The sequence below is a fragment of the Chryseomicrobium sp. FSL W7-1435 genome (genome assembly GCF_038595005.1).
GTDB lineage: Bacteria > Bacillota > Bacilli > Bacillales_A > Planococcaceae > Chryseomicrobium.
The window spans coordinates 191311-212146 of the sequence record NZ_CP151997.1; the positions used below are offsets into that span (position 1 = coordinate 191311).

The window sequence follows — 20836 nt, forward strand, 5'->3', positions numbered from 1 at the left end:
GTCAAAAGATTCAAACTTATGGCATACTGAATCAGAAAGGATGTTGCACATGAATGAACAAGCAAAAGAGTATTGGAAAGATTACTGGCTACAGCAACAACAAGAACCACCTGCGAAAGTTACCGCTTGGCAGTTCGGTGCCGATCCTGATTACTTAGCTGAACAAGTTAAGAAAGGAATAAAATCAGCAACTTGTTCGGCTCATGTGTTTTACAAGCATGAAGAGGAGCCTCTTCCAGAAGTTAATGACTATAGTATAGTTTTAAACAGCAAAGATAAACCAGTTGCCATCATTCGCACAACCGAGGTCACCCTGATGCCGATGAATGAAGTTCCAGAGTCATTTGCACGTGCAGAGGGCGAAGGTGACTTATCATACGAGTATTGGCACCGAGTTCACGTCGAATTTTTCACCAAAGAGTTGGCTGAGTTAGGATTATCCTTCAGTGAAGATTTGTTGCTTGTCTGCGAGCGTTTTGAGCTTGTAAATGCAAAATAGGGCTTGCAGTTTCGCAAGCCCTGCCCATTATTTATTGCTACTCATTCTTCATTTCTGCCATCTCAGACTCATTCAAATCTACATCTACAGAAGAGACAAAGTACTGCGTACCCTCCACTCCATCCACTATAACCTTCTTCCGATCAAATAAAGAAGCTGTATGAATTTTTTCGAGCTCCCCTGTCTCAGGGTCTTTTGCATAGACGCGGTAGCCAATAATGGCATCGTCACGAACTGCGTGCCAAGAAAGCGTATTTGTTGCTTCATTCAAAGTGATTTCTGAAGGTGCTTCTGGATCTTTTTCCAAAACACTTGAATCAGAAACAAGCTTCGTCGTAACAACTAACCGTTGATCATGAGAACCTACATCACGATTGAATGTTCCTGTACAAGTAATCAAATTAAGTAACTGACCACTAGAGGGACCAAAGATCTCTCGAATTGGCGCCTCTTCAGTTTTATAACTCACTTTTTCCACTACTTCGAAAACCATCTCGCGACCATCTGCATCCGTCACAATAACTTGCTCGCCAACTTCTACGTTCTCAAGCTCGTAGAAAATAGCGGGTCCTGTTGTACTATCGACATGTCCTGCAAGTACAGAGTGCCCTTTCGCTCCAACTTTGTAACCTGGCTCGAACCAACCGACCTCATCTGGATCATCTGGAACACCCATTTCTCCGTTTTCCAAAACCCCTGTTGGTTGAACCACTGCCTTTACACCGATAGAGGGGATTTCAATCGTCTGAGGCGTAATCCCCTGAACAGCATTCAAGCGCTGTTTCTGGAGTTCTTTTAAAGTTTCTCGCTGCTTTGGGAGGATAGGAAACTCAGCAATTTTATCGACATCTTCTTGAATCTCCGTGAGTGTTTTGACTTTGGTGCGCGGCTGCTCTTTCGACTCATCTGTTTGTTCTTGTGCACCGATTAAATCATTCGGCACTGGATTTAATACGAAATAGAGGACAGCAATCAAAAGTACTGCCACTATCATTGGATACCATCGCTTCATTGTCTAGTCCTCCTCCCTTACAGAATATGTAGAAAATAGAGGGAGCGCATGTCTCCCCCTATTTGAAATTATTGTTGTTTGGCTTGGCGATACATGATTGTACTTGCTGCACCAATAATTAGTACGCTAAGTGACATCCACACCTTCATCATAGATGAAGAAGTTTCTGAACCACCTAAACCAGTTGCTGGCATTTTATCTGGAGCCATTGTAGCAAACTGCTCTGGGAATTGGTCAACGATTGAGAAGCTCAATAATTTTCCTAGGTCAAACATGATGGCATAGCCTTCACGGTACTTAGCATATGAACCTTCATAGTCGCCAGTTACATAAAGCTCAAATGTATCGATTACTGAATTTTCATGTGCTGTAACAGCTGCAATCGTATCTTCTAGAGGCATACGATTTTCAGTAGCAGTGCTTAAAAGTGTGCCTAAATCTTCAGCAAACATACCCGTCAGTGTTGATTTCGCTTCGTCTACACCTTCTTGGTTGTCATTTGCACGAGCCGATGACAGGTCACCTTGAACTGAGATATGCTCGCCTGTCCAAATTTGTTCGAACTGAGTTGCTGCCTCATCTCCATAAAATGTAGAGATAGCTCCTGTAAACTCTGCAGTGTTTTGATCCTGTGCCCAATCTACGAAGTCAAAGTCTGGAGATGCTGTGAATCCTTTTTGCAAGCTAAGCTGTGCAAGTGCAAAGTGTTCTGCAGCAATGCGATTGACAGTAGAGCGGAAGTCACCAGCTGGAGTATTTGGATCTGTGAACTTATCCGGGAACTGTGCATGGATAGCTCCACTGATTGCTGCTCCTGCTCCAAAGATTTGTTTGAAACCGTCTAAGTATGTCATATAAGAGGCTTCAAATTCACCTGCTACATACAAGTCAAATGTGTCTTGTACAAAGTCCTCATGCTGGCGTAATGCGTCTTTTGCACCGTCAGCTGGAAGATTACCTTCTGTAGCGGTTCCTAAGAAGTCACCCATTTCAGTTACGAATGCTTCAATGCCATCTAAAGCTTCTTGCTTCATTTCTTCGTCGCCCTCTTTAACAGCCATGGCGTAATCATCTGTTCCCATGTTGTGCTTATCAAAGATTTCAACGAACGCTGCTCCGCCTTCTTCTCCATAAACAGAGGCAATAACAGGTTCCATATCTGCTGCGTTTTCATCCAAAGCCGCCATTGCTGCTTCAGCCGCCTCATCACCGTCATAAATTTTCATCATACTGTCCACAGCAAGTACATAGTGCTCAGATAACAAGGCATCTAACGTTGCCCGTAGCTCAACACCGGAAGTATCTGTTGATGGCGCATTTTCCGCCGCAAATGCTGGGGTCATCCCTGGTATCAATAATGCTGCTCCTGCTAATGGAGCTAGTAGTTTTCTTAATTTCATTTTCTTCACTCCTTCGTTTTTTTCTCTAAAAAGCTAACGAAGGAAATCACGTAATGGATCACTTTAGCGTAAAAATTTTAGAAGCAACTGTTGATTTTGTTCAAGAAACGCGCGGTTTTTCTCAATTCCTCGTCTCTGGCACCATCCGATACTGTTGAACGCATCTGTGAAACGGTAATAAGGGAGTACGGCCTCTAAATCAATAAGTGGCCGAACACTTCGATAGCCTTGCTGATAAGCTTCAAAGACGTTTTCGTCGTGCTGTAAATAATCCCGGTAAAGTTTTGTAAAATCAATCTCTGTGGCACCAAAACGCACACTTTCAAAATCTATACTTCCTGTAACCGCATTTCCTTGTACGACAATATTGGCCGGTCGAAAGTCCATATGTAAAAAACTCGGACCATCAAGCGGCGGCAAGTCACTCTTCATTTGTTCATACTTCTTTAGCGATTGTTCAAGTGCTTGTGGGCTGATCAGTTCCTTTGTATCTTCGGCAAACCCATAAAACATTCGATCCACGAAATCACGCCAGTTTGAAAACTCATTATCAATTCCATCGACTGGAGGATTCCCAGGCTGTACCTCATGGAGACGCGCGTGGTAGACACCCACTTCATACCCGAGTTTTCTTGAAGGTGTACCGGTAAGTGTCTGCCCTGGCAATGCAGACAGTAAGAAAGCACCTGGCATATCCTCATCTTCTTCCCAAACTTCCAGTAATTTTGGAATTTCAACGTGCCCTGCCAACACTTTATAGGCATCTCGTTCCCGGTCAAATTTTACTTTGCTAAATGGAATCTTTAGGTAGACCTCTTCCCCGTTCATCAATTTACATTTGTAAACTGTGGAACTGAATGAATCCGGTACATCTTGTACAGTTTCAAACTTCAGACCAAATTGTTTTTCTAGTTGTGTGCGATCCATTCCAAATTCCCCCTTTTTCTGTTTTTTCATTGTAGCCTATAAGATAACAACCTCCTACTCAGATTTGAATAGGAGGTTGTTTATTTATGCAAATACAGTTTGAACGAGCACCATATAAAAAATAGTTCCCCCAGCGATTGATAGCAGCATATTGCGCTTCCATATATGTAAACAAATAATCAGTACAATCCCGAGAAGCTCTGGTACTCCATATAAGCCCCTTGTCCACTCCACATCCTTCACACTATAAATCACCAAGAGCCCAAGCACAGCAGGCGGTAATAAGCGCCCTAAAAACAACACATATCCTGGCGTCGGCTTATCTGCCGGGAACACCCAAAACGGCAAAAACCGTGTCAGCATCGTCCCGAGCACCACCACTGCAATCGTAATAATCTGTTGAGTCAGTGTCATAACGGCTTCACTTCCCTTCGCTCAAGAGGTTTCCGGAAAGCAATCAAAATCATCAAAATACCAACCATTGCCGGAATGACAAATTGATTCGCGCCAAATACCATCAGTGCCACAATCGATACGATAAGTCCGATCATCGCGCTCGTATGACGTTTCTCTTGTAACCAATTCTCTAAAAAGATAACCACAAATAGCGCTGTCATAACAAACAACAAGCCGTCCGTGTTGAATGTAATGAATTGACCCAATACCGCTCCGAGCGTCGAACCGCCCACCCAATACATATGGTTGTAAAGCGTTACAAAAAACATGAACCACCCTTTGTCGATCGTTGGGTCTGGTTTAGCTGTGTAGTTGATGGAAAATGACTCGTCACACATCCCGAAAATCAAGTACAGCTTCTTCTTTCCTACAGAGTGGTACTTCTCGAGCATCGACAACCCATAAAACAGATGACGTGCATTGACCATAACCGCTAACAAAAATGCCTGGAATGGCGCGAAAGCCATTAATAGAAGATTGGCCGTAATAAACTCAATCGATCCCGCAAAAATAAAAAAGCTCATCAAGATCGGAAAGACCGGATGAAACCCTAGTGATGTCATATAAATTCCGTATGCGGCTCCTAAGAACGTAAATCCCGCAAGAATGGGGATCGTCGCAGGAAATGCGGCGCGTGCTGCCGCTCTCACAGGTGATGCCATGCTGCAACAGCCTCCTTCTCTCTCCCTCTGTTTTACCATACTTTAGTTCCCAAAGGTAAGCCCTTTTTCTCAATTCTATTAGTTTGCTTTGACAATTCACAGAAAATCCTGTAAATTACTCAATGGACGAACATTAACAACTAATTCAAATAAAATATTCGTTTTTAGGGGATGGAATGAATGGAAAACGTATTCGATTATGAAGATATTCAGTTAATACCAAATAAATGCATCGTAGAAAGTCGCTCAGAATGTGATGCTTCTGTCCAATTCGGCAAACACAGTTTCCGACTTCCTGTCGTTCCGGCCAACATGCAGACAATCATTGATGAGAAGATTGCTGTGTATTTAGCAGAAAATGGCTACTTCTATATCATGCACCGCTTTCAACCTGAGACTCGGAAGGCCTTTATTGAAATGATGCAGCAAAAAGGGCTTGTGACTTCTATCAGCGTCGGAGTGAAGCCAGAAGAATACACGTTTATCGAAGAATTGAAACAACACGGGCTTGTTCCAGACTACATCACAATTGACATCGCGCATGGTCACTCCAATGCCGTGATCCGTATGATTCAGCATATCAAACAGCATATTCCCGAAACGTTTGTCATTGCTGGAAACGTAGGAACGCCAGAAGCGGTCCGTGAGCTTGAAAACGCCGGAGCAGACGCAACGAAGGTCGGCATCGGTCCAGGGAAAGTGTGTATCACGAAAATCAAGACAGGTTTTGGAACAGGTGGCTGGCAGCTTGCTGCACTTCGACTCTGCGGTAAAGCTGCAACAAAGCCCATTATTGCTGACGGTGGGATTCGTACACATGGGGATATTGCCAAATCTGTGCGCTTCGGCGCATCGATGGTGATGATTGGCTCATTGTTTGCTGGACACGACGAGTCTCCAGGGGAAGTAAAGGAAGTGGATGGCAAAACCGTGAAAGAATACTTTGGCTCCGCTTCTGAATTCCAAAAAGGCGAACGCAAAAACGTCGAGGGTAAAAAGATGTTCGTAGAGCATAAAGGCAAGCTGCAAGATACATTGACGGAGATGGAACAAGATCTTCAGTCGTCGATCTCTTATGCAGGTGGCGATTCACTCGACGCTTTAAGACATGTCGACTACGTAATTGTTAAAAACTCTATTTTTAATGGTGATAAAGTGTATTAAAGTACTCATTCAAGAATTAGAGGAAAATGAATAATAGACAGGGCTGCCTCAACACAGCCCTGTCTATTATGTTTTATTCGATTCATTACTCCAGCGGTACCCTATCCCCCAAATAGTGACCAAAAATTGATCTGTTGGAAAGCCCGCTTTTTTCAATTTTTCTCTCAGATTTCGAATATGGGAATCCACTGTCCGTGGGTCTGTATAGGAATCGTATTCCCATGCAATCATTAGTAACTGCTCCCGAGTATACGTCCTATTAGGATGCTTCATCATCGCTTCTACCAATTGATACTCCTTCATTGTCAATTGGACATGATGACTATCCCAAGTAAGGGCATAGCTTTCGGCGTCCAAACGGTACCCGTCTGCTGCCACACCCGCAGGTGCTGGTTCTGGTACCCGTCTTAGTAATGCCTGCACACGAGCCACTAGCTCCTCTTCATCGAAAGGCTTGGTAACATAATCGTCCGCCCCAAGTGTTAATCCTTTGACGACTTCTTCTTTCCCTTCACGTGCTGTCAGCATCAAGATAGGTACCGTAGACAGTTTCCGGATCTCGGCACATACTTCAAACCCATCCATCCCTGGCATCATCACATCCAAAACAACCAGATGGACTGTCTGAGTGCGAACAACATGTAACGCTTCTTTACCGTCTAATACTTTTATACATTTAAATCCTTGAGGATTTAAAAACAACTCGATTAAATCTACCATCCGACGTTCATCATCTACAATTAAAATTTTCTTCATCATGTCCCTCCTACAACCGGATGGTAAAGGTCGTCCCTTTGCCCACTTCACTCATCACTTCAATCGTCCCATTATGCGCTTCAACCAATTCTTTCACGATAGTGAGCCCTAAACCTGAGCCACCATGTGAACGAGAACGAGATTTTTCAATCCTGTACAACCGGTCAAAGATAGCCTCCAAATGCGAACTTTCCATGCCAAGCCCTTCATCTCTTACCTCAATGCGTATCTGAGAACCATCTCTTGCCCCAGTAATATGAGTCTGCGCTCCCTCTCCTGCATAGCGACGTGCGTTATCTAGCAGATTCATTAAAATCTGTTCCAGCCGAAGCGGATCTGCATGCACCACTAAATCTGGTTCACAACTAAATAGTAAACTACTTCCTTGCTGCTCAAATGAAGGTGACAAACGCTGATGCAACCCTTGAATAAACGGTAGCAATTCAATAGCTTCCTTAGTCACTTGAAAACTAGGATCGTCAAGTTTTGCAAGAGCGAATAAATCCTCCACTAATGCCGCTAACCGTGCCGTCTCTTCCTGGATGATTTCTAAATACTGCTGTTTTTCTTCGATTGTCAGGTCTGGCCGCATGGCTACTTGTGAATAACCAGTCAGATACGTCAGAGGGGTACGCAGTTCATGCGAAATTGAAGATAAGAACTCGGTTCGGGTCTTTTGAAGATGTTGCAGGTCTTGCGCCAACTTCTGAATAGAAGCCGCAAGTTCTCCAAGTTCATCCTTTCCTTTAGCCGGGAGCACTACATCAAAATGGCCTTCACTCAATTTCTCCGTGGCCACCTTCATTCGATTCAAAGGTCGGGTCAGAAAGCGAGTGACAAGCAAATAAACGATTAATAGAACCATTAAACTGCCTATGCCTGCCAATAGAAAGTGAAAATTCAGCTTACTCATAAGGGATTGCATAGCCGTGGTGCTCTGCAACATCACCAATGTTCCCGACTCACCTTGTGCAGTTTTGAACGGATGAACACTAACAAGAAAAGGTTCATCTTTCCAAGAGTATTGCACCATCGTATCCTCACCATATTTAGAAAGGTCCCATCTACCCACGAGAGCTTCCCAATTAACTGCCGTTTCATCCGACCCGTCTATAAACTGCGACTTCTCGTCAAATACAGCTACTCCTCGGTCCTCACGCGATTCCATTAGTAAGATGTGATGAAGGGTCTCCTCTGAAAAATTGTCTTCCAGCACTTCTCGGTGATTGGCACCTGTAGCTAATTGACGGGTATACTCTTCTTCTAACCTGGCTTGGCCAATGCTCGGATGCAGATACATCATTAATAACCCTTCCAGCAATAAAATTGTAATCAAAAAAGAAGTAGCTAGCTTTAACGACAATTTGTTCATTTCGTTCCCCCTCCTTGCAAAAAAGAGCCTCTCGCTACGGAGAGACTCTCAAGATGGTATTAATTCACAGGTGATAATTCACTTTCTGTAACCCATTTGTGGTTGGTCACTTCATCGCCTGTCTCTTTATCTGTGTAGTTTACCATGTAGACAGTTGTTTCTTCAGCAGAATCGATAGTAGCAGTTGCGCCATCCATTCCTTCCATGTGATCAGCATCAAGTGTTACTTCAGACCCGACCTCAAGAGGTACTTCTCCGGCTTCCTCCAACTCTTCATGGATAACCCATTTATGATCTTCTACGGGATCACCACCAGTAGTTGGCGTAAAGGTGACTGTATAAGCAGTGGTAGCAAAGGCACCGACAATCTCTGCCTCCGCATCTTCCATACCTTCCATGTGCGCATCTGTAATTAAAGCCATGTCCCCTACAGCAAATGTAGGATTATCCGCATCTTGTAGACCTTCTGGGATGGTGCCATCTGTTGAGTGGTTCATGGAACTGTGCCCCATATCTTCATGGTCCATATTGCCATGCTCTTCCATTTGAGAATCATCCATCATCGTACCGTCGTTTGCATCGCCACAAGCCGCCAGGAACATAGTTACCGCTAACGTTAAAGTGGCGAATTTTCCATAGTTTTTCATGTTGAGTAGCCTCCTTCATAGGTTCATACCTATAGCATACCCATCAAATATGAAAAAATTGTGCAGAAACTTCTAACACGATAATTTTAATGATCTCAGGACAAGCGCTACCGTTTCTGCGTCGGTAGTCGTGTGCAGTTCAAAGTCTTCTTGATAGCTTTCACTACCTTTTCCAGTGATGACAATCCAGTCTCCCGAACGCGCTTGCGAAATCGCCCGTTCAATCGCACGTGTACGATCATTAATTCGTTCCCCTGTAAACTCCAACTCGTCTAATTGATGAGTCATCTGCTCAGCAGTCAACCCGTTCAAGTCATCGAAGGTAAGGATCGAGTGGTCGCTGTGTTGAGTGGATACACGTATCATCTCAGGTCGCTTGGTGGCGTCTCGTTTCCCTCGAAAACCAAACACATGAAGAATACGACCTGTAGATAATTGACGGGCACTTTCCAACACTTGACGAAAAGCGTCAGCCGTATGGGCGTAGTCAATAACGATTCGTATATCTTCAGGCCCTTCCACCACTTCAAACCTGCCCGGAACGCCAGAGAATGTTGTGAGCTCTTGCTCCACCTGAGCTAAACTCCCACCCATTTCTTTGATAACAGTTGCCGCTAAAGCTGCATTGATTCGGTTATGACGTGGCATATCTAAAGGCAATTGAATCTGTTCTTGCCCCATGCTTATAGAGTAGTAGTCTTCCGAAAGCAAGGTGTCAGATTCAGGCAAGACACCAACAGTTTTCATTGGAATGTTGTCTCCTACCAACTGATTAACCAGACGCACTCCCCAAGAGTCGAGCGTACAGACAACAGCTGTCCCAGTAGCTTTTAATTGGTGAAATAGCTTGGATTTGACGGCAAAGTACTCTTCCATTGTATGGTGATAGTCTAAATGATCATGGTCCAAATTTGTAAAGACCGTGTAATCAAAGTCGATTCCTTCAATACGCAATTGATCAATACCGTGTGATGAGACTTCCATCAACACGACGTCATCCTTACTTTCGTGAAGCAGACGCTGAAATTGAAGGCTATCTGGTGTTGTGTTAGGTGATGGCAGCGTTTCACCATTGATGACATAGTGCACGGTGCCAAATAATGCACAACTATAGCCCAAACCCTCTAACATTCCCTTCAACAAAAAAGAAGTAGTGGTCTTCCCGTTAGTGCCCGTGATACCAATCACTGTTTTTTGATGCGAAGGATTGCCGTAAAATGTTTTGGCAGCAAATGCGACTGTCTTTCGAGAGTCAGCCACCTGTATATAAGGAACCGCCTCAAACTCCATCGGTTCCGTTCCGACGACTGCCACCGCCCCTGCCTTGATTGCTGCTTCTATGTAATCGTGACCATCTGTCGTGTGACCCGTTAACGCGAAAAATACATCTCCCGCTTTGACGCGTTTTGAGTTCGTTTCGATCCCCTCGACTTTTATCGTGGGTAAGGGGTCTTGGGTTGGAACAGTTTCTAGTAAATCGTGTAAGTACATAGGGTCGACTCCTTAATTAATTACTTTGCATGCGCCAAGTTCCATTTGTTTTGTATGTATTTCGCGACAATTAGTAACGCGACTGTATAAATAAGTACAAAGAGCAAGGATTGCCATGTATAGATATCTACTTGATTCCCTGCAATTGTATAGATAGCGATAAGTGGTAGTTTTCCGATAGCGGTTGCCAATAAAAACGTTTGAACCGATAGATTGGATAGTGCGCTAACACTATTCACTAGTATAGACGGTACAACCGGAATTATCCGGGCAATCAACACAACTTGAAATCCATTTCGCTCAATTAATGCGAAAAGTCGTTGTGCACGATGATGACGGATGACAAACGCCGCTGCTTTTCGGTGAAACAAGTACCGAATACAACTGAAAAATAATAACGTACCGAGTAGCGATCCCGCTAAATTGATGGAAAGTGCCAGCCAGCCGGTAAAGCTATAGCCTATTGTACCGTATACAATAGGTAAAGGGATAAAGGGAGCCATCGACATGATTACCACTACAGCAAAAGCAATAACTATCGCTGTGTTTGAACCGTTTTCGATACTCATGATCATGGCTTCTATCATTAGTTTTCCAGCACTCCTCTAGTTGCATATACTCTTAGTATAAATATCCTTTATTTAATAAAAAAGTGTGCCCGGGTGAATTCGACAAAAATGAATCAAATGACACCCCTATTTCTATAGCCTGTCCTCGTATACTAGCATAAAGTCATTGTAATTGATGGTTTGCATATCCTCTTCACTCTTGCATACGCTTTCAAACCGGTGTATACTATTCTTCCTGCCCATTTTCAGAAAAATCGACAGGGGACTTGTAAAAGTTCATTTTTCGAGAGAGGGATGATTGGATGAACAAAGAGCAACTCGTGAATCATGCACGTGAAATCAAACAACGCGCCTATTCACCGTATTCAAAGTTTCCTGTTGGCGCTGCTATTTTAATGAAAGACGGTCGTGTATTTACGGGCGTTAATGTGGAGAACGTTTCATTTGGAGCGACAAACTGCGCTGAACGTACAGCAATATTTACAGCGATCACAGAAGGTTACCAAAAAGGCGATTTCGCTGAAATTGCTGTGAACGGAAATACAGAAGATTTCTTGCCACCTTGCAGCATCTGCCGTCAGGTCATGGCTGAATTTTTTGAACCGAACATGCCGGTCCACTTGACCAATGATAAAAATGAAATCCGCACATTGGCGTTAAAAGAGCTATTGCCTTTTGCCTTTACGGATTTAGATATGTAAAATAAGAGCCATTTCGCAAATGCGAAATGGCTCTTTGCTTATACTTTTCTCTAGTTAAAAAGACCGCTCCGGAACCGCAATCTTCGAACGCTCTAAAAAACGCCAAATGACCACCCCTAAGATAGCACCTACAGCGCTTGAAGCCATAAACCCTGGCATAAAGAAAAAGGCACCAACTTGAGTAGCCATAAACACAGCTGCGTACGGAACGGCCACTAGTGAGGCTATAACCCCTGTCCCTATAAATTCTCCAACAGCTGCCATGCCGATACGCCGCGTGTATCGATAAAGTAAACCTGCTACTACGGCGCCTACTACACTGCCTGGAATGGCTAGCAAAGAACCAGTACCTGTGAGGATACGAATCATAGCAGTCACAAGCGCTACCGCTCCAGCACCTATTGGCCCAAATAGGACCGCTGAGAGCACATTGATCGCATGTTGCACGGGAAATGCCTTCGCAACACCCACTGGGAGCCAAATAAACATAGAGCCGAGCACACCCACTGCACTCAGCATCGCCATTTGTGTCAATTTTCTCAGCTCCATACAGCTCCTCCTTGCTTGAAAAGTTGAATCGTCTCTCGTCGATTTGTTGAACGAGCGATTGCCGAAATCACAGCAATGCCACTTGCACCCGCTTCCCATACCGCAGGCGCATTGTTTTCTGTAATTCCACCAATGCCCACAATCGGTATGTTTGGGTAGAGGGCATGTACTTCTTTAATCACTGAAACGCCTGATGGTGGACGGGCATCTGCTTTAGATGAGGTTGAATAGACTGGGCCGATGCCTAAATAATCTGCACCGTCTTGCATGGCTTGAATCGCTTGTTCGACTGTATGAACCGATACTCCAAGTTGCCGATGCGGACCAATTTTGGCTCGCGCCTCTCTCACGGATGCATCTTCTTGACCGATATGAAGTCCATCCGCATTGCTTGCAATGCACAAATCCACATTATCATTGATAAAAAATGGGACCTTGTAACGTGCACATAACTCTTTACACCTCTTTGCAAGTTCGAGTAGGGAGTCACCTGTCAATGCACCCGGCCCTTTTTCCCTCAACTGAAACTCTGTGATTCCTGCTGACAAGGCTTCCTCTAACACGTCTTCAATAGATTGCTCGGTATTATCGGCTGTGCCCATAATGAAATATAAATTTTTGTTCATCATGTCCACGCTCCTCTCCTTCCTCATACAATCTATAGGCGGCATGATTTGTAGGACCGTGACCTGCACCAATTGAAAGAGGGTACTGAAGCGCCGCTTGAATGAACCGTTTCGCAACAGAGCAGGCGGCTTCCACCGAATGACCTTTGGCAAGCTCTGCCGTAAGGGCCGCACTAAAAGTACAACCTGTTCCGTGTGTTTGCTTAGTTGCAATCCTAGGAGTGGAAAGGCTAAACTCTCTCCCTGTTTTGTCTACATAGAGATCTGTAGCAAGTGGTCCTGTTCGATGGCCGCCTTTGAGAATAACAGCCTCTACCCCTGTTTTAAGGAGAGCTTCCATAGATTTGCGAGCACTAAGGTCATTTTTGATCGTCACCCCCGTCATCAACTCCATCTCCGGAACATTTGGTGTGACGATGGACGCTTTCGGGAGAAGGTAGCGAGTGAGTGTTTCAATCGCCTCTTGTTGCAACAGGGTGTGTCCGCCTTTTGCAACCATTACAGGATCCACAACAACAGTAGACCAATCATACGTCTCAATCGCCTCTACAACTTGTTCAATAGTAAACGAGTCAGCGAGCATCCCTGTCTTGATGGCAGCGGGCTGAAAATCTGATCCAATCGAATCTAGCTGCGCTTTTAAAAGTTCCTTTTCTACAATACCGACACGCTGCACCCCGAGCGTGTTTTGTGCAGTGACTGCAGTCAGAGCAGAGACCCCAAACACTCCACGCTCTTGAAATGTCTTTAAATCCGCTTGAATACCTGCACCACCTCCACTGTCCGAACCGGCTATTGTAAGTGCTATTGGAAGTGTCATGAGCTGTAGACCTCCTCATTCGCAAGTTCTTCTAATAAGGCTGCTGAGAATCCACCAATTCCACTCTTCACAGCCATTTCTCCAGCACGTCCATACCGGTACAATCCCTGTTGAATTGCCTCGAGGCTCGTGTCTTTGACCAGCCATGCCGCGAGAAGACTACTCAGTAAACAACCTGTCCCCACCGCTCTGGTCATGTCCGGATGCCCCGAGTGATTCCTCAGTACGACCTTGCCATCTGAAATGAAATCCACTGCGCCGGTAATGACGACAGTTGTGGCATATTTTTTTGCCAATTCCACCGCTAGTGATGACGCGTCTGCATGACCTGTTCCAGCATCTACTCCACGCCCTTGCCAGTCCACACCTAAAAGAGCGGCAGCTTCTCCTGCGTTACACCGGATGAGTGTAGGTCGACTTGCCGCAATCACTTCTTTAGCAGACTGCAAGCGATATGTTGAAGCTCCGGCACCTACTGGATCAACGACTCGAGGAATCCCTTTCTTAACAGCCGCTTCTCCAGCCACTTTCATACTCCGGACAGTCCGTTCGGAGAGCGTACCTATATTCAAACTAAGGGCATCTGCCAACTGCACAAGTTCAACCACTTCTTGCTCTTCATCCCCCATAATGGGTGACGCTCCACTGGCAACCAACCCGTTTGCCACAAAGTTGGCGACCACATAGTTGGTAATACAGTGAATGATCGGGGAATGGGACGTAGTTTCAACCTCACCGCTCATAGGTTGGCACCTCCCTGTTCACAGTCCACTTTTCTTGTGTCCAAGCCTGTTCCCAAAAGTGCCACTCGTAATAGGCACTGCGTTTAAAATGCGTTTTTAGTTCTTTAAGTCGCGCACTTGAGACATCCATAGCAAGCTTGTCCATCCGGTCTTTCTGCTCCTCTACAAGCGTCTTAAACCACTCAGACCCATAAGTGGAAATCCACCGCTGATAAATCGGATTTTCAGGAGTGGCCTCTTGAAGATGGACACCAATCTCATAATATAGCCAGTAACAAGGGAGCAATGCAGCGAGTACATCTGCTACGTCTCCTTGAGCCGCGCGGTACATGTGGGACACATATGCATAAGCAGATGGTGACGGCTCGAACGCCTCCCACTCAGCCTCCGTAACGCCGAGGATCTGCATGAAGGATTCGTGCAAACTGAGCTCGGCCACACATGTCTGTTCAGCGTGATGTGCAAATGAGCGAGTCATTTCAAGATCTGTCGCTTTCACGGCTCCAAGCGCTTGCACCTTTGCAAAGTGCGTTAAATAATACGAATCCTGCATGACGTAATAACGAAATACATCCTCTGGCAGTGTTCCATCTGCCAACCCTGTGACAAACGGATGATGAAAACTGCTCTCCCAAACGTCTTTAAATTCTTCTCGTACCTCTTTACAAAAACTCATGTTCTCCCATCCTTTCTGACAACAAAAAAACGCTACTCCTCAAAGGAAAGTAGCGTGAAGCCGTCAAAAGGACTACCAAAACGGTCGCGCCACTTCCCTCCGCTGGTATGATCCAGATCAGGTTCCAAGGGTCCGGACTTGTGTCCGTCTCAGCCTCTTCGGCTCCCCTAGTGGATGTGCATGTAGTTGTCGCGATTACTATACCATACCTTTTTTTATTGTGCAAAAATCTTTTGCAACTGGTACATAAAGAGATTCTGGACGGAAAATTACGTTATCCCCGAGCTGCTCGACCATATGTGCCGTCCAACCGACAGCGCGTGCAACACTGAATGTCGGTGTAAAGAGTTCTGATGGAAGATCTATCGACTTCATTATAGCAGCTGCATAATACTCCACGTTTGTATATAAACGTCGCCCGGGCTTATGAAGTTCGAGCAGTCGGATGATTTCTATTTCTGCCCTTACTGCGAGGTGGAGCCAACTCTCTTCGCCGCTGAGTTTCTCACAAGCCGCTCTTAGAACGAGTGAACGAGGGTCTTCTGTTTTATAAACACGGTGGCCAAACCCCATGATGCGTTCCCCAGCTTGTAGCTTTTTCATCACGACATCTTCCACTGAATCCGCGAGAGCAATCTCGTCTAGTAAAGCCAACACACCTGATGGCGCACCGCCGTGCAATGGTCCCTTCATCGTGCCAAGAGCAGAGACCAGACCAGAAGGAAGATCTGATTCACTAGATACCGTCACACGTGCGGCAAAAGTGGATGCATTCATGCCATGTTCCATGGTTGCGATTAGATACGTTTCCAATGCAGTGACTGCTGAAGCAGTTGGCTGTTCCCCGGATACCATATACAAATAATTCGCAACATGCGTAAGCTCTGGGGAAGGAGTGACAGCCTCTTGTCCTTTTTGAATGCGATATGCTGCAGCGGCGATCACAGAAAGTGCTCCGGTTACTAGGACTGCTTGTTCTTTGAGTGTGCGACCTAGCAGTTCAGGAGTTCCGGTGGATGAAATGACAGTTCGTACTTGGTCGATAATGGTCAAATCTTTAGGTAAATGATGCAAAAGCGTGAGATGATGGGCACCAAACTGCCGTCCTTCGTGTAACAATCTTGCAACGCTCTGCTCGTCTATTCCCCATAAAAATGCAGCGACTGCTTCAAATGTATGTTTTTCCATAACCTTCTTTAGAAGTAAACCTCGGTAGCGAAGCTCTCCCTTCTCTCCATCGACTGATGCGATGGCGGTTTCTACAGCTACGACTCCTTTTAATCCTCTTTGAACCATCTAAAACGCCTCCTTTTTTCTAACTATAGCTGTTTGCTATGATTACGAAAATTAAAGGTTTATAATTAATTCAATAACAAAATGTAATTAAGGGAGGTGCTTGGGTGGACATCAGCTGGATCAAGACATTTTGCATCAGTGCCGAGACCCTTAATTTTCGAAAGACCTCTGAGCTTTTGCACATGTCACAGCCTAATGTAACCGTCCATATTCGAAAGCTTGAAGAGGCGCTGGGGGTTACTTTGTTTACACGTAAACAAAACAGAGTTCACCTTACATCCGAAGGGGCATTATTCTATAAGAACGGCAAGGCTTTACTTGAAAACCTCGATTATACTGTCCAGTCTGTCCAAGCCCTCGCGCAAGGATTCACTCGAAAATGGACGCTCGCCATCTCTCCATTACTGGCAGAGACCATCTTACCGTCGCTTTTACGCCAATTTTTAAAAGCGCATCCGACTATGGAGGTTCAAATTCGAGTGGAAGAATCCAGTTTAATCGAAGGATTGGTAAAAAGCGGTGAGGTAGACTTTGGACTTTCTGCCATGCCTCCCACAGATCGCAAACTGCACGTTCATACAATTTTTAGCGAGGACATCCTTTTTGTTCGTTCGGTAGATTCCTATGATGACGAATCGGGTCCACCACTCGATCTTGCAGAGATTTTGACATCCGAGACCTTATTCACCCACCATCACCCTGTTGTCTGGGATGACTTACTAATTCGACTGAGGCATCTGGTGCCGGGTATTCGCACAGTCAAAGTTTCTCAGGCTTCCATCACTAAACGATTTGTACAAGACGGTCTCGGTGTATCGTTCTTGCCACACTCAATCGTTAGACGGGAATTGCTCGAAGGACGTTTAGTAACCATTCCTTTTTCTCTCTTTGACTTGCCGAAGGTATCCACCTTTGCAGTCATGCAAGAAGAAGGCGCACTGGAGCGTGCATTTTTAAATGAGCTAGAAAATCGCTATTTTGGGTAACTACTTTGAGGAGGAAATGACAAATGACAAAAACAATTGTACTGACTGGGGCAAGCGACGGAATCGGTGCTGCTGCAGCACGCCAATTAAAAGCAAAAGACCATCACGTCGTACTTGTAGGACGATCGAAAGAAAAAACTGAGAAACTCGCACGAGAACTGGATGCACCTTACCACCTAGCAGATTTCACAAAACTTCGGGATGTGGAACGACTGGCCACTGAACTTGATGCCTACCCAACCATCGATGTCCTTGCTAACAATGCAGGAGGAATCATGGGGAACCGTGAAGTAACAGAAGACGGATTTGAAAAGACGTTTCAGGTCAATCACTTAGCGGGATTCCATTTAACCAAGCTGCTCTTGCCAAAACTTATTGCTAGTAAGGCAAAAGTGATTCAGACGTCGAGTGAAGCGGCAAACTTATTCGGCAAGACGTTTGATATCAATGATTTAAACAACGAAGGTAATTATTCTGCAACGAATGCGTATGGAAATGGCAAGCTTGCAAACATCTATTTCACATGGGAATTGCAAAACCGTTACGTAGCAAAAGGCATCTCGGCTGTTGCTTTTCATCCAGGAGTGGTGCGCACGAGTTTCGCGTCTGAAACCAATCACTTCATGCGCTTTATGTACCACACCCCCCTCAAATATTTAATCACCATCACTCCCGAGAAGAGTGCAGAAGCGTTAGTTGCTTTAATCGAAGGGACACCGGGTGTGGACTGGGAGCCGGGTGGGGTTTATTCAAAAGGACAACCGATGCGTGTGCAGGCAATTGATGACGGGACGACTGCGAAACTGCTTTGGGAGAAGAGTGAGGAAATGCTTTCTACTTTGAGCTCATATAAGAAATAAGGAGATAATTTCTTAATGCAACATACTTCTATAACTCTAAGACCAATTGAATTAACGGATTTTCCTCAAGTCCTGCTTTGGAGTCAAGATGTTCAGTTTTGCAAAGCGAACGGTTGGATTCCGAACCAAGATGAGAATCGGCTTTTTAAGTGGTGGAGCACCTGCGTTGAAAACACCTCGAGCGACCTCTTCCGTATAGGTATCGAGTGGAATCAACGATTAATCGGCTATGTAGATTTTGCGGAAATTAAAGACGGATGTGCAGAGATTGGCATAGCAATAGGTGACTCCACACTTTGGCAGAAAGGACTTGGTAAAGAAGCTCTAGCGCGCGCCATAAAGTTCGGTGCTACCAATTATTCCATCCGCACTTATACTGCCGAAACAGACGTTTCAAACGTTCGAGCACAGAAGCTTATTATCAGAGCAGGCTTTAAAGAAGTAAAACAAGTGGGGTCGACTATTTCCTTTGAGCTAAATATATGAACACAAAAACGCCAGACGGAGAATTCTCCATCTGGCGTTAATTTTACTTTGTCTCGAGAACCGCAACCGGCTCAAAATACGTATCGAGTACTTCCTGATAAAGCTCATAACGCGGAAGCATGTTGTGCGTGAGAAGTCCCTGTGATCCCATTTCCAAAAACTCTTCTTTCGTGACGATTCGTGCATCCACCACTTCGCCCACCTGATACGTTAACTCGTCTAACCTAATCACCTTTGGAAGTCGCGTGACATACACATCAATCAACGAATCGTTTCGGATTTGTTCCCCAAGCAACACCATTTCATTTGGGTTTAACACTAAACCCAGCTCTTCTTCCACTTCACGAGCAGCCCCTATCAAAGATGACTCCCCTGTTGTAATCGAGCCACCTGTCGACTCCCATTTAAGCCCGTGTGGTTTGGCAGGATCTCTCTGCGACAAAATCAAGCGACCATCCGGCAAGAATGTCCAGACATCAATGACTATATGATAGTCACCATGGGCTAGCGGAGGCTCGCTCCCTCGCACATGGGTACGCCCTGTTAACTCCCGCGTCTTTGTATACACATCCCATAATTCCATAGTGGCACCCTCCATTTACTTGCATCCGCTCTAAAACTGTTGAGATTCTACTATAGAGGATTTTCCCTTTAGCTGTCTAGGAAAAAACTATGGTCTCTTTACAAAAAATTAGCATTCTCTTCATTCTCTCTTCATACAAATTGCGTATACACATAAACTGAACTTCCTTTCCTTTGAAAATTACTCGATCTTCTAAAACACGAAGAAACCTTGTTGATTAGTGGACATCCACTCGCTCACCAGAAGGCCTATTTTGAACTAGATCCAAGTCACCTAGAGAAGATTGATGCCATCGAACTAAACGCCAAAGACTTGTCCGCCCTTTCTACTGGCGAATCCGTCCAAGAAGTCTACTACCTAGGGATGCGACTTGCAAAACCCGTTGTCGGTGGGACCAGCGCATTTCACAAAAACCATTACGGTACAGTCTACACAGAGCTTCATGGCACTTGCTCCACCGTGCAAGACTTGAAACGTATCATTAAAAATGAACAGTTCACAGTTAAACCAGCACCGACTACTAGCCATTTGTTTTTGCAGAACGGAGCCGCACCTGAATTAGGCGTTTGGAGTGAGCCACATCTATAAAGGCAAAAAAAAACGAGACGTCTCCTGTGATGGCGTCTCGTTGTATTTTTTGCGAGGATTAGATTTGGTAATTAGGTGCAATAATTAGACTAGATGCATACTATACTTTAGAATTAATATACGAGTACTTATTTAATAAATTCATTTAAGAAAGGAGCTTACTCATGCGCGAACTATCACTTGCCAAAATTCAACAAATCACGAAAAAGTCTGATGCTGCAGTACTTGAAGTTGTAAAACTCTATAATGCAAAACCTGAAAATAGTGATCGCAAGGCGGTAAAAGGCGGTACTAGAAGACCACGTTGCAAAGATGAAGAGAAGGTTCTTTCGAGGTTCTCACTTAAATGAATGAATTGAATTATGAAAATATCAAAAAAGAACTTCTTTCACTTGTTCCGATAAAAAATAAAAAACAAGAAGTCATGTTAAAAGCAAGTGCCATCTTAACTGAACTTGTGGAATCTGAGCAAGTAGGTGCAAAACCCATAATTGTCGGTGGATTATCCGTTGAAATTTATACTTCTAGTGATTACACCACACGTGATATAGATTTTGTTACTTCTTCAAGCACCCTTTTTGCTGAGCGCCTATTAAAAGTTGGTTTCAAAAAAGAAGGACGAATCTATTACATGGAAGAATTAGAATTAGTTGTAGATGTCGTAGCCAGCTTTCTTGAGGGTGATTACAATCGCGTTCAAAAACTCCCTGTAGATATGGACGATAAAACAAGTTTTGTATTTCTTATTTCTGTTGAGGACATCATATTAGATAGATTAGATGCATTTGAAAATGAAGATACTCTTTACTGGGGTCTTGAACTTTTAACACGTTGGTATGACGAAGTAGATTTAGATTATTTACAAGAAGAGGTAAACAAAAAGTTCTTTAAAACACAAGATACTTTTAATGAATGGCTAACTGTTATACAAGAACAAAGAGAGAAGTCTTAGACAATTTGTCTACAA

26 protein-coding genes and 1 riboswitch are annotated in these 20836 nt (G+C 44.5%); of the genes, 9 read left to right on the plus strand and 17 right to left on the minus strand.

Annotation, left to right across the window (positions count from 1 at the left end; genetic code table 11):
* The first annotated feature begins 49 nt into the window (after positions 1–49).
* On the plus strand, positions 50–499 hold the full coding sequence (locus MKY84_RS01035; RefSeq protein WP_342527164.1) for an ASCH domain-containing protein: 450 nt from the start codon (positions 50–52) through the stop codon (positions 497–499).
* 37 nt (positions 500–536) lie between these two features.
* Here the strand turns inward: MKY84_RS01035 and MKY84_RS01040 are convergent, their stop codons facing one another.
* The 5 genes from MKY84_RS01040 to MKY84_RS01060 all read right to left on the minus strand — a co-directional run bounded on the left by MKY84_RS01040 (position 537) and on the right by MKY84_RS01060 (position 4956).
* Positions 537–1511: a sortase gene (locus MKY84_RS01040; protein WP_342527166.1), complete on the minus strand. Its 975-nt coding sequence runs from the start codon at positions 1509–1511 to the stop codon at positions 537–539.
* A 68-nt stretch (positions 1512–1579) separates the two neighbouring features.
* Positions 1580–2911: a hypothetical protein gene (locus MKY84_RS01045; RefSeq protein ID WP_342527168.1), complete on the minus strand. Its 1332-nt coding sequence runs from the start codon at positions 2909–2911 to the stop codon at positions 1580–1582.
* A gap of 63 nt (positions 2912–2974) precedes the next feature.
* Positions 2975–3838, minus strand: coding sequence for an aminoglycoside phosphotransferase family protein (locus MKY84_RS01050; protein ID WP_342527169.1), 864 nt, complete (start codon positions 3836–3838; stop codon positions 2975–2977).
* A gap of 84 nt (positions 3839–3922) precedes the next feature.
* Positions 3923–4252: a branched-chain amino acid transporter permease gene (locus MKY84_RS01055; RefSeq protein ID WP_342527170.1), complete on the minus strand. Its 330-nt coding sequence runs from the start codon at positions 4250–4252 to the stop codon at positions 3923–3925.
* On the minus strand, positions 4249–4956 hold the full coding sequence (locus MKY84_RS01060; RefSeq protein ID WP_342527171.1) for an AzlC family ABC transporter permease: 708 nt from the start codon (positions 4954–4956) through the stop codon (positions 4249–4251). The genes MKY84_RS01055 and MKY84_RS01060 overlap by 4 nt, the downstream gene beginning before the upstream one ends.
* A gap of 180 nt (positions 4957–5136) precedes the next feature.
* Here MKY84_RS01060 and guaC point away from each other — a divergent pair, with 180 nt between their 5' ends.
* Positions 5137–6120, plus strand: coding sequence for a GMP reductase (gene guaC / locus MKY84_RS01065; protein ID WP_342527172.1), 984 nt, complete (start codon positions 5137–5139; stop codon positions 6118–6120).
* A gap of 66 nt (positions 6121–6186) precedes the next feature.
* Here the strand turns inward: guaC and MKY84_RS01070 are convergent, their stop codons facing one another.
* The 5 genes from MKY84_RS01070 to MKY84_RS01090 all read right to left on the minus strand — a co-directional run bounded on the left by MKY84_RS01070 (position 6187) and on the right by MKY84_RS01090 (position 10973).
* Entirely contained in the window at positions 6187–6876 is a 690-nt protein-coding gene (locus MKY84_RS01070) for a response regulator transcription factor (protein ID WP_342527174.1), read from the minus strand.
* A 10-nt stretch (positions 6877–6886) separates the two neighbouring features.
* Positions 6887–8248 carry a HAMP domain-containing sensor histidine kinase gene (locus tag MKY84_RS01075; RefSeq protein ID WP_342527175.1) on the minus strand — a complete coding sequence of 454 codons (1362 nt, stop codon included), beginning with the start codon at positions 8246–8248 and terminating at the stop codon, positions 6887–6889.
* 59 nt (positions 8249–8307) lie between these two features.
* Positions 8308–8811: a YdhK family protein gene (locus MKY84_RS01080; RefSeq protein ID WP_342528831.1), complete on the minus strand. Its 504-nt coding sequence runs from the start codon at positions 8809–8811 to the stop codon at positions 8308–8310.
* A 156-nt stretch (positions 8812–8967) separates the two neighbouring features.
* The gene (locus MKY84_RS01085) at positions 8968–10386 is read right to left on the minus strand and encodes a UDP-N-acetylmuramoyl-L-alanyl-D-glutamate--2,6-diaminopimelate ligase (RefSeq protein ID WP_342527176.1); all 1419 of its coding nucleotides are present in this window, start codon (positions 10384–10386) and stop codon (positions 8968–8970) included.
* A 20-nt stretch (positions 10387–10406) separates the two neighbouring features.
* Positions 10407–10973, minus strand: a complete 567-nt coding sequence (locus tag MKY84_RS01090; protein WP_342527178.1) for a VTT domain-containing protein — start codon at positions 10971–10973, stop codon at positions 10407–10409.
* A 260-nt stretch (positions 10974–11233) separates the two neighbouring features.
* Between MKY84_RS01090 and MKY84_RS01095 the strand changes: the two genes are divergently transcribed.
* Positions 11234–11656, plus strand: a complete 423-nt coding sequence (locus MKY84_RS01095) for a cytidine deaminase (protein WP_342528832.1) — start codon at positions 11234–11236, stop codon at positions 11654–11656.
* A 54-nt stretch (positions 11657–11710) separates the two neighbouring features.
* Here the strand turns inward: MKY84_RS01095 and thiW are convergent, their stop codons facing one another.
* From thiW to MKY84_RS01125, 6 genes are all read right to left on the minus strand, one after another.
* Positions 11711–12205: an energy coupling factor transporter S component ThiW gene (gene thiW, locus MKY84_RS01100; RefSeq protein ID WP_342527179.1), complete on the minus strand. Its 495-nt coding sequence runs from the start codon at positions 12203–12205 to the stop codon at positions 11711–11713.
* The gene (gene thiE, locus MKY84_RS01105; protein WP_342527181.1) at positions 12196–12831 is read right to left on the minus strand and encodes a thiamine phosphate synthase; all 636 of its coding nucleotides are present in this window, start codon (positions 12829–12831) and stop codon (positions 12196–12198) included. Before thiE ends, thiW begins: the two co-directional genes overlap by 10 nt.
* Positions 12791–13651, minus strand: a complete 861-nt coding sequence (gene thiD / locus MKY84_RS01110; RefSeq protein WP_342527183.1) for a bifunctional hydroxymethylpyrimidine kinase/phosphomethylpyrimidine kinase — start codon at positions 13649–13651, stop codon at positions 12791–12793. The genes thiE and thiD overlap by 41 nt, the downstream gene beginning before the upstream one ends.
* Positions 13648–14394, minus strand: a complete 747-nt coding sequence (gene thiM, locus MKY84_RS01115; protein ID WP_342527185.1) for a hydroxyethylthiazole kinase — start codon at positions 14392–14394, stop codon at positions 13648–13650. The genes thiD and thiM overlap by 4 nt, the downstream gene beginning before the upstream one ends.
* Positions 14384–15070 carry a thiaminase II gene (gene tenA / locus MKY84_RS01120; RefSeq protein ID WP_342527186.1) on the minus strand — a complete coding sequence of 229 codons (687 nt, stop codon included), beginning with the start codon at positions 15068–15070 and terminating at the stop codon, positions 14384–14386. Before tenA ends, thiM begins: the two co-directional genes overlap by 11 nt.
* 77 nt (positions 15071–15147) lie before the next feature.
* Positions 15148–15249: riboswitch (TPP riboswitch) on the minus strand.
* 19 nt (positions 15250–15268) lie between these two features.
* Positions 15269–16366: a citrate/2-methylcitrate synthase gene (locus tag MKY84_RS01125; protein WP_342527188.1), complete on the minus strand. Its 1098-nt coding sequence runs from the start codon at positions 16364–16366 to the stop codon at positions 15269–15271.
* Positions 16367–16470: 104 nt separating this feature from the next.
* On the opposite strand from MKY84_RS01125, the gene MKY84_RS01130 reads away from it, so the two are divergent.
* Genes MKY84_RS01130 through MKY84_RS01140 form a run of 3 tightly spaced genes read left to right on the plus strand, consistent with a single transcriptional unit; the run spans position 16471 to position 18698 of the window.
* Positions 16471–17352: a LysR family transcriptional regulator gene (locus MKY84_RS01130; RefSeq protein ID WP_342527189.1), complete on the plus strand. Its 882-nt coding sequence runs from the start codon at positions 16471–16473 to the stop codon at positions 17350–17352.
* A gap of 23 nt (positions 17353–17375) precedes the next feature.
* Positions 17376–18212 (plus strand): SDR family NAD(P)-dependent oxidoreductase, encoded by an 837-nt coding sequence (locus MKY84_RS01135; RefSeq protein WP_342527192.1) that lies wholly within the window; start codon positions 17376–17378, stop codon positions 18210–18212.
* 15 nt (positions 18213–18227) lie between these two features.
* On the plus strand, positions 18228–18698 hold the full coding sequence (locus MKY84_RS01140) for a GNAT family N-acetyltransferase (RefSeq protein ID WP_342527194.1): 471 nt from the start codon (positions 18228–18230) through the stop codon (positions 18696–18698).
* A 43-nt stretch (positions 18699–18741) separates the two neighbouring features.
* Here the strand turns inward: MKY84_RS01140 and MKY84_RS01145 are convergent, their stop codons facing one another.
* Positions 18742–19281 (minus strand): NUDIX domain-containing protein, encoded by a 540-nt coding sequence (locus MKY84_RS01145; RefSeq protein WP_342527196.1) that lies wholly within the window; start codon positions 19279–19281, stop codon positions 18742–18744.
* Between the two features lie 213 nt (positions 19282–19494).
* Here MKY84_RS01145 and MKY84_RS01150 point away from each other — a divergent pair, with 213 nt between their 5' ends.
* The 3 genes from MKY84_RS01150 to MKY84_RS01160 all read left to right on the plus strand — a co-directional run bounded on the left by MKY84_RS01150 (position 19495) and on the right by MKY84_RS01160 (position 20821).
* The gene (locus MKY84_RS01150) at positions 19495–19869 is read left to right on the plus strand and encodes a hypothetical protein (protein WP_342527198.1); all 375 of its coding nucleotides are present in this window, start codon (positions 19495–19497) and stop codon (positions 19867–19869) included.
* Between the two features lie 164 nt (positions 19870–20033).
* Entirely contained in the window at positions 20034–20219 is a 186-nt protein-coding gene (locus tag MKY84_RS01155) for a hypothetical protein (RefSeq protein WP_342527200.1), read from the plus strand.
* Positions 20216–20821, plus strand: coding sequence for a DUF6036 family nucleotidyltransferase (locus MKY84_RS01160; RefSeq protein WP_342527202.1), 606 nt, complete (start codon positions 20216–20218; stop codon positions 20819–20821). The genes MKY84_RS01155 and MKY84_RS01160 overlap by 4 nt, the downstream gene beginning before the upstream one ends.
* Positions 20822–20836 lie beyond the last annotated feature (15 nt).

Bases quoted from the DNA above. Each gene is read 5' to 3' on its own strand.
- MKY84_RS01035 (WP_342527164.1), top strand. From the start codon at position 50: ATGAATGAACAAGCAAAAGAGTATTGGAAAGATTACTGGCTACAGCAA.
- MKY84_RS01040 (WP_342527166.1), bottom strand. From the start codon at position 1,511: ATGAAGCGATGGTATCCAATGATAGTGGCAGTACTTTTGATTGCTGTC.
- MKY84_RS01045 (WP_342527168.1), bottom strand. From the start codon at position 2,911: ATGAAATTAAGAAAACTACTAGCTCCATTAGCAGGAGCAGCATTATTG.
- MKY84_RS01050 (WP_342527169.1), bottom strand. From the start codon at position 3,838: ATGGATCGCACACAACTAGAAAAACAATTTGGTCTGAAGTTTGAAACT.
- MKY84_RS01055 (WP_342527170.1), bottom strand. From the start codon at position 4,252: ATGACACTGACTCAACAGATTATTACGATTGCAGTGGTGGTGCTCGGG.
- MKY84_RS01060 (WP_342527171.1), bottom strand. From the start codon at position 4,956: ATGGCATCACCTGTGAGAGCGGCAGCACGCGCCGCATTTCCTGCGACG.
- guaC (WP_342527172.1), top strand. From the start codon at position 5,137: ATGGAAAACGTATTCGATTATGAAGATATTCAGTTAATACCAAATAAA.
- MKY84_RS01070 (WP_342527174.1), bottom strand. From the start codon at position 6,876: ATGAAGAAAATTTTAATTGTAGATGATGAACGTCGGATGGTAGATTTA.
- MKY84_RS01075 (WP_342527175.1), bottom strand. From the start codon at position 8,248: ATGAACAAATTGTCGTTAAAGCTAGCTACTTCTTTTTTGATTACAATT.
- MKY84_RS01080 (WP_342528831.1), bottom strand. From the start codon at position 8,811: ATGATGGATGATTCTCAAATGGAAGAGCATGGCAATATGGACCATGAA.
- MKY84_RS01085 (WP_342527176.1), bottom strand. From the start codon at position 10,386: ATGTACTTACACGATTTACTAGAAACTGTTCCAACCCAAGACCCCTTA.
- MKY84_RS01090 (WP_342527178.1), bottom strand. From the start codon at position 10,973: ATGATAGAAGCCATGATCATGAGTATCGAAAACGGTTCAAACACAGCG.
- thiW (WP_342527179.1), bottom strand. From the start codon at position 12,205: ATGGAGCTGAGAAAATTGACACAAATGGCGATGCTGAGTGCAGTGGGT.
- thiE (WP_342527181.1), bottom strand. From the start codon at position 12,831: ATGAACAAAAATTTATATTTCATTATGGGCACAGCCGATAATACCGAG.
- thiD (WP_342527183.1), bottom strand. From the start codon at position 13,651: ATGACACTTCCAATAGCACTTACAATAGCCGGTTCGGACAGTGGAGGT.
- thiM (WP_342527185.1), bottom strand. From the start codon at position 14,394: ATGAGCGGTGAGGTTGAAACTACGTCCCATTCCCCGATCATTCACTGT.
- tenA (WP_342527186.1), bottom strand. From the start codon at position 15,070: ATGAGTTTTTGTAAAGAGGTACGAGAAGAATTTAAAGACGTTTGGGAG.
- MKY84_RS01125 (WP_342527188.1), bottom strand. From the start codon at position 16,366: ATGGTTCAAAGAGGATTAAAAGGAGTCGTAGCTGTAGAAACCGCCATC.
- MKY84_RS01135 (WP_342527192.1), top strand. From the start codon at position 17,376: ATGACAAAAACAATTGTACTGACTGGGGCAAGCGACGGAATCGGTGCT.
- MKY84_RS01140 (WP_342527194.1), top strand. From the start codon at position 18,228: ATGCAACATACTTCTATAACTCTAAGACCAATTGAATTAACGGATTTT.
- MKY84_RS01145 (WP_342527196.1), bottom strand. From the start codon at position 19,281: ATGGAATTATGGGATGTGTATACAAAGACGCGGGAGTTAACAGGGCGT.
- MKY84_RS01155 (WP_342527200.1), top strand. From the start codon at position 20,034: ATGCGCGAACTATCACTTGCCAAAATTCAACAAATCACGAAAAAGTCT.
- MKY84_RS01160 (WP_342527202.1), top strand. From the start codon at position 20,216: ATGAATGAATTGAATTATGAAAATATCAAAAAAGAACTTCTTTCACTT.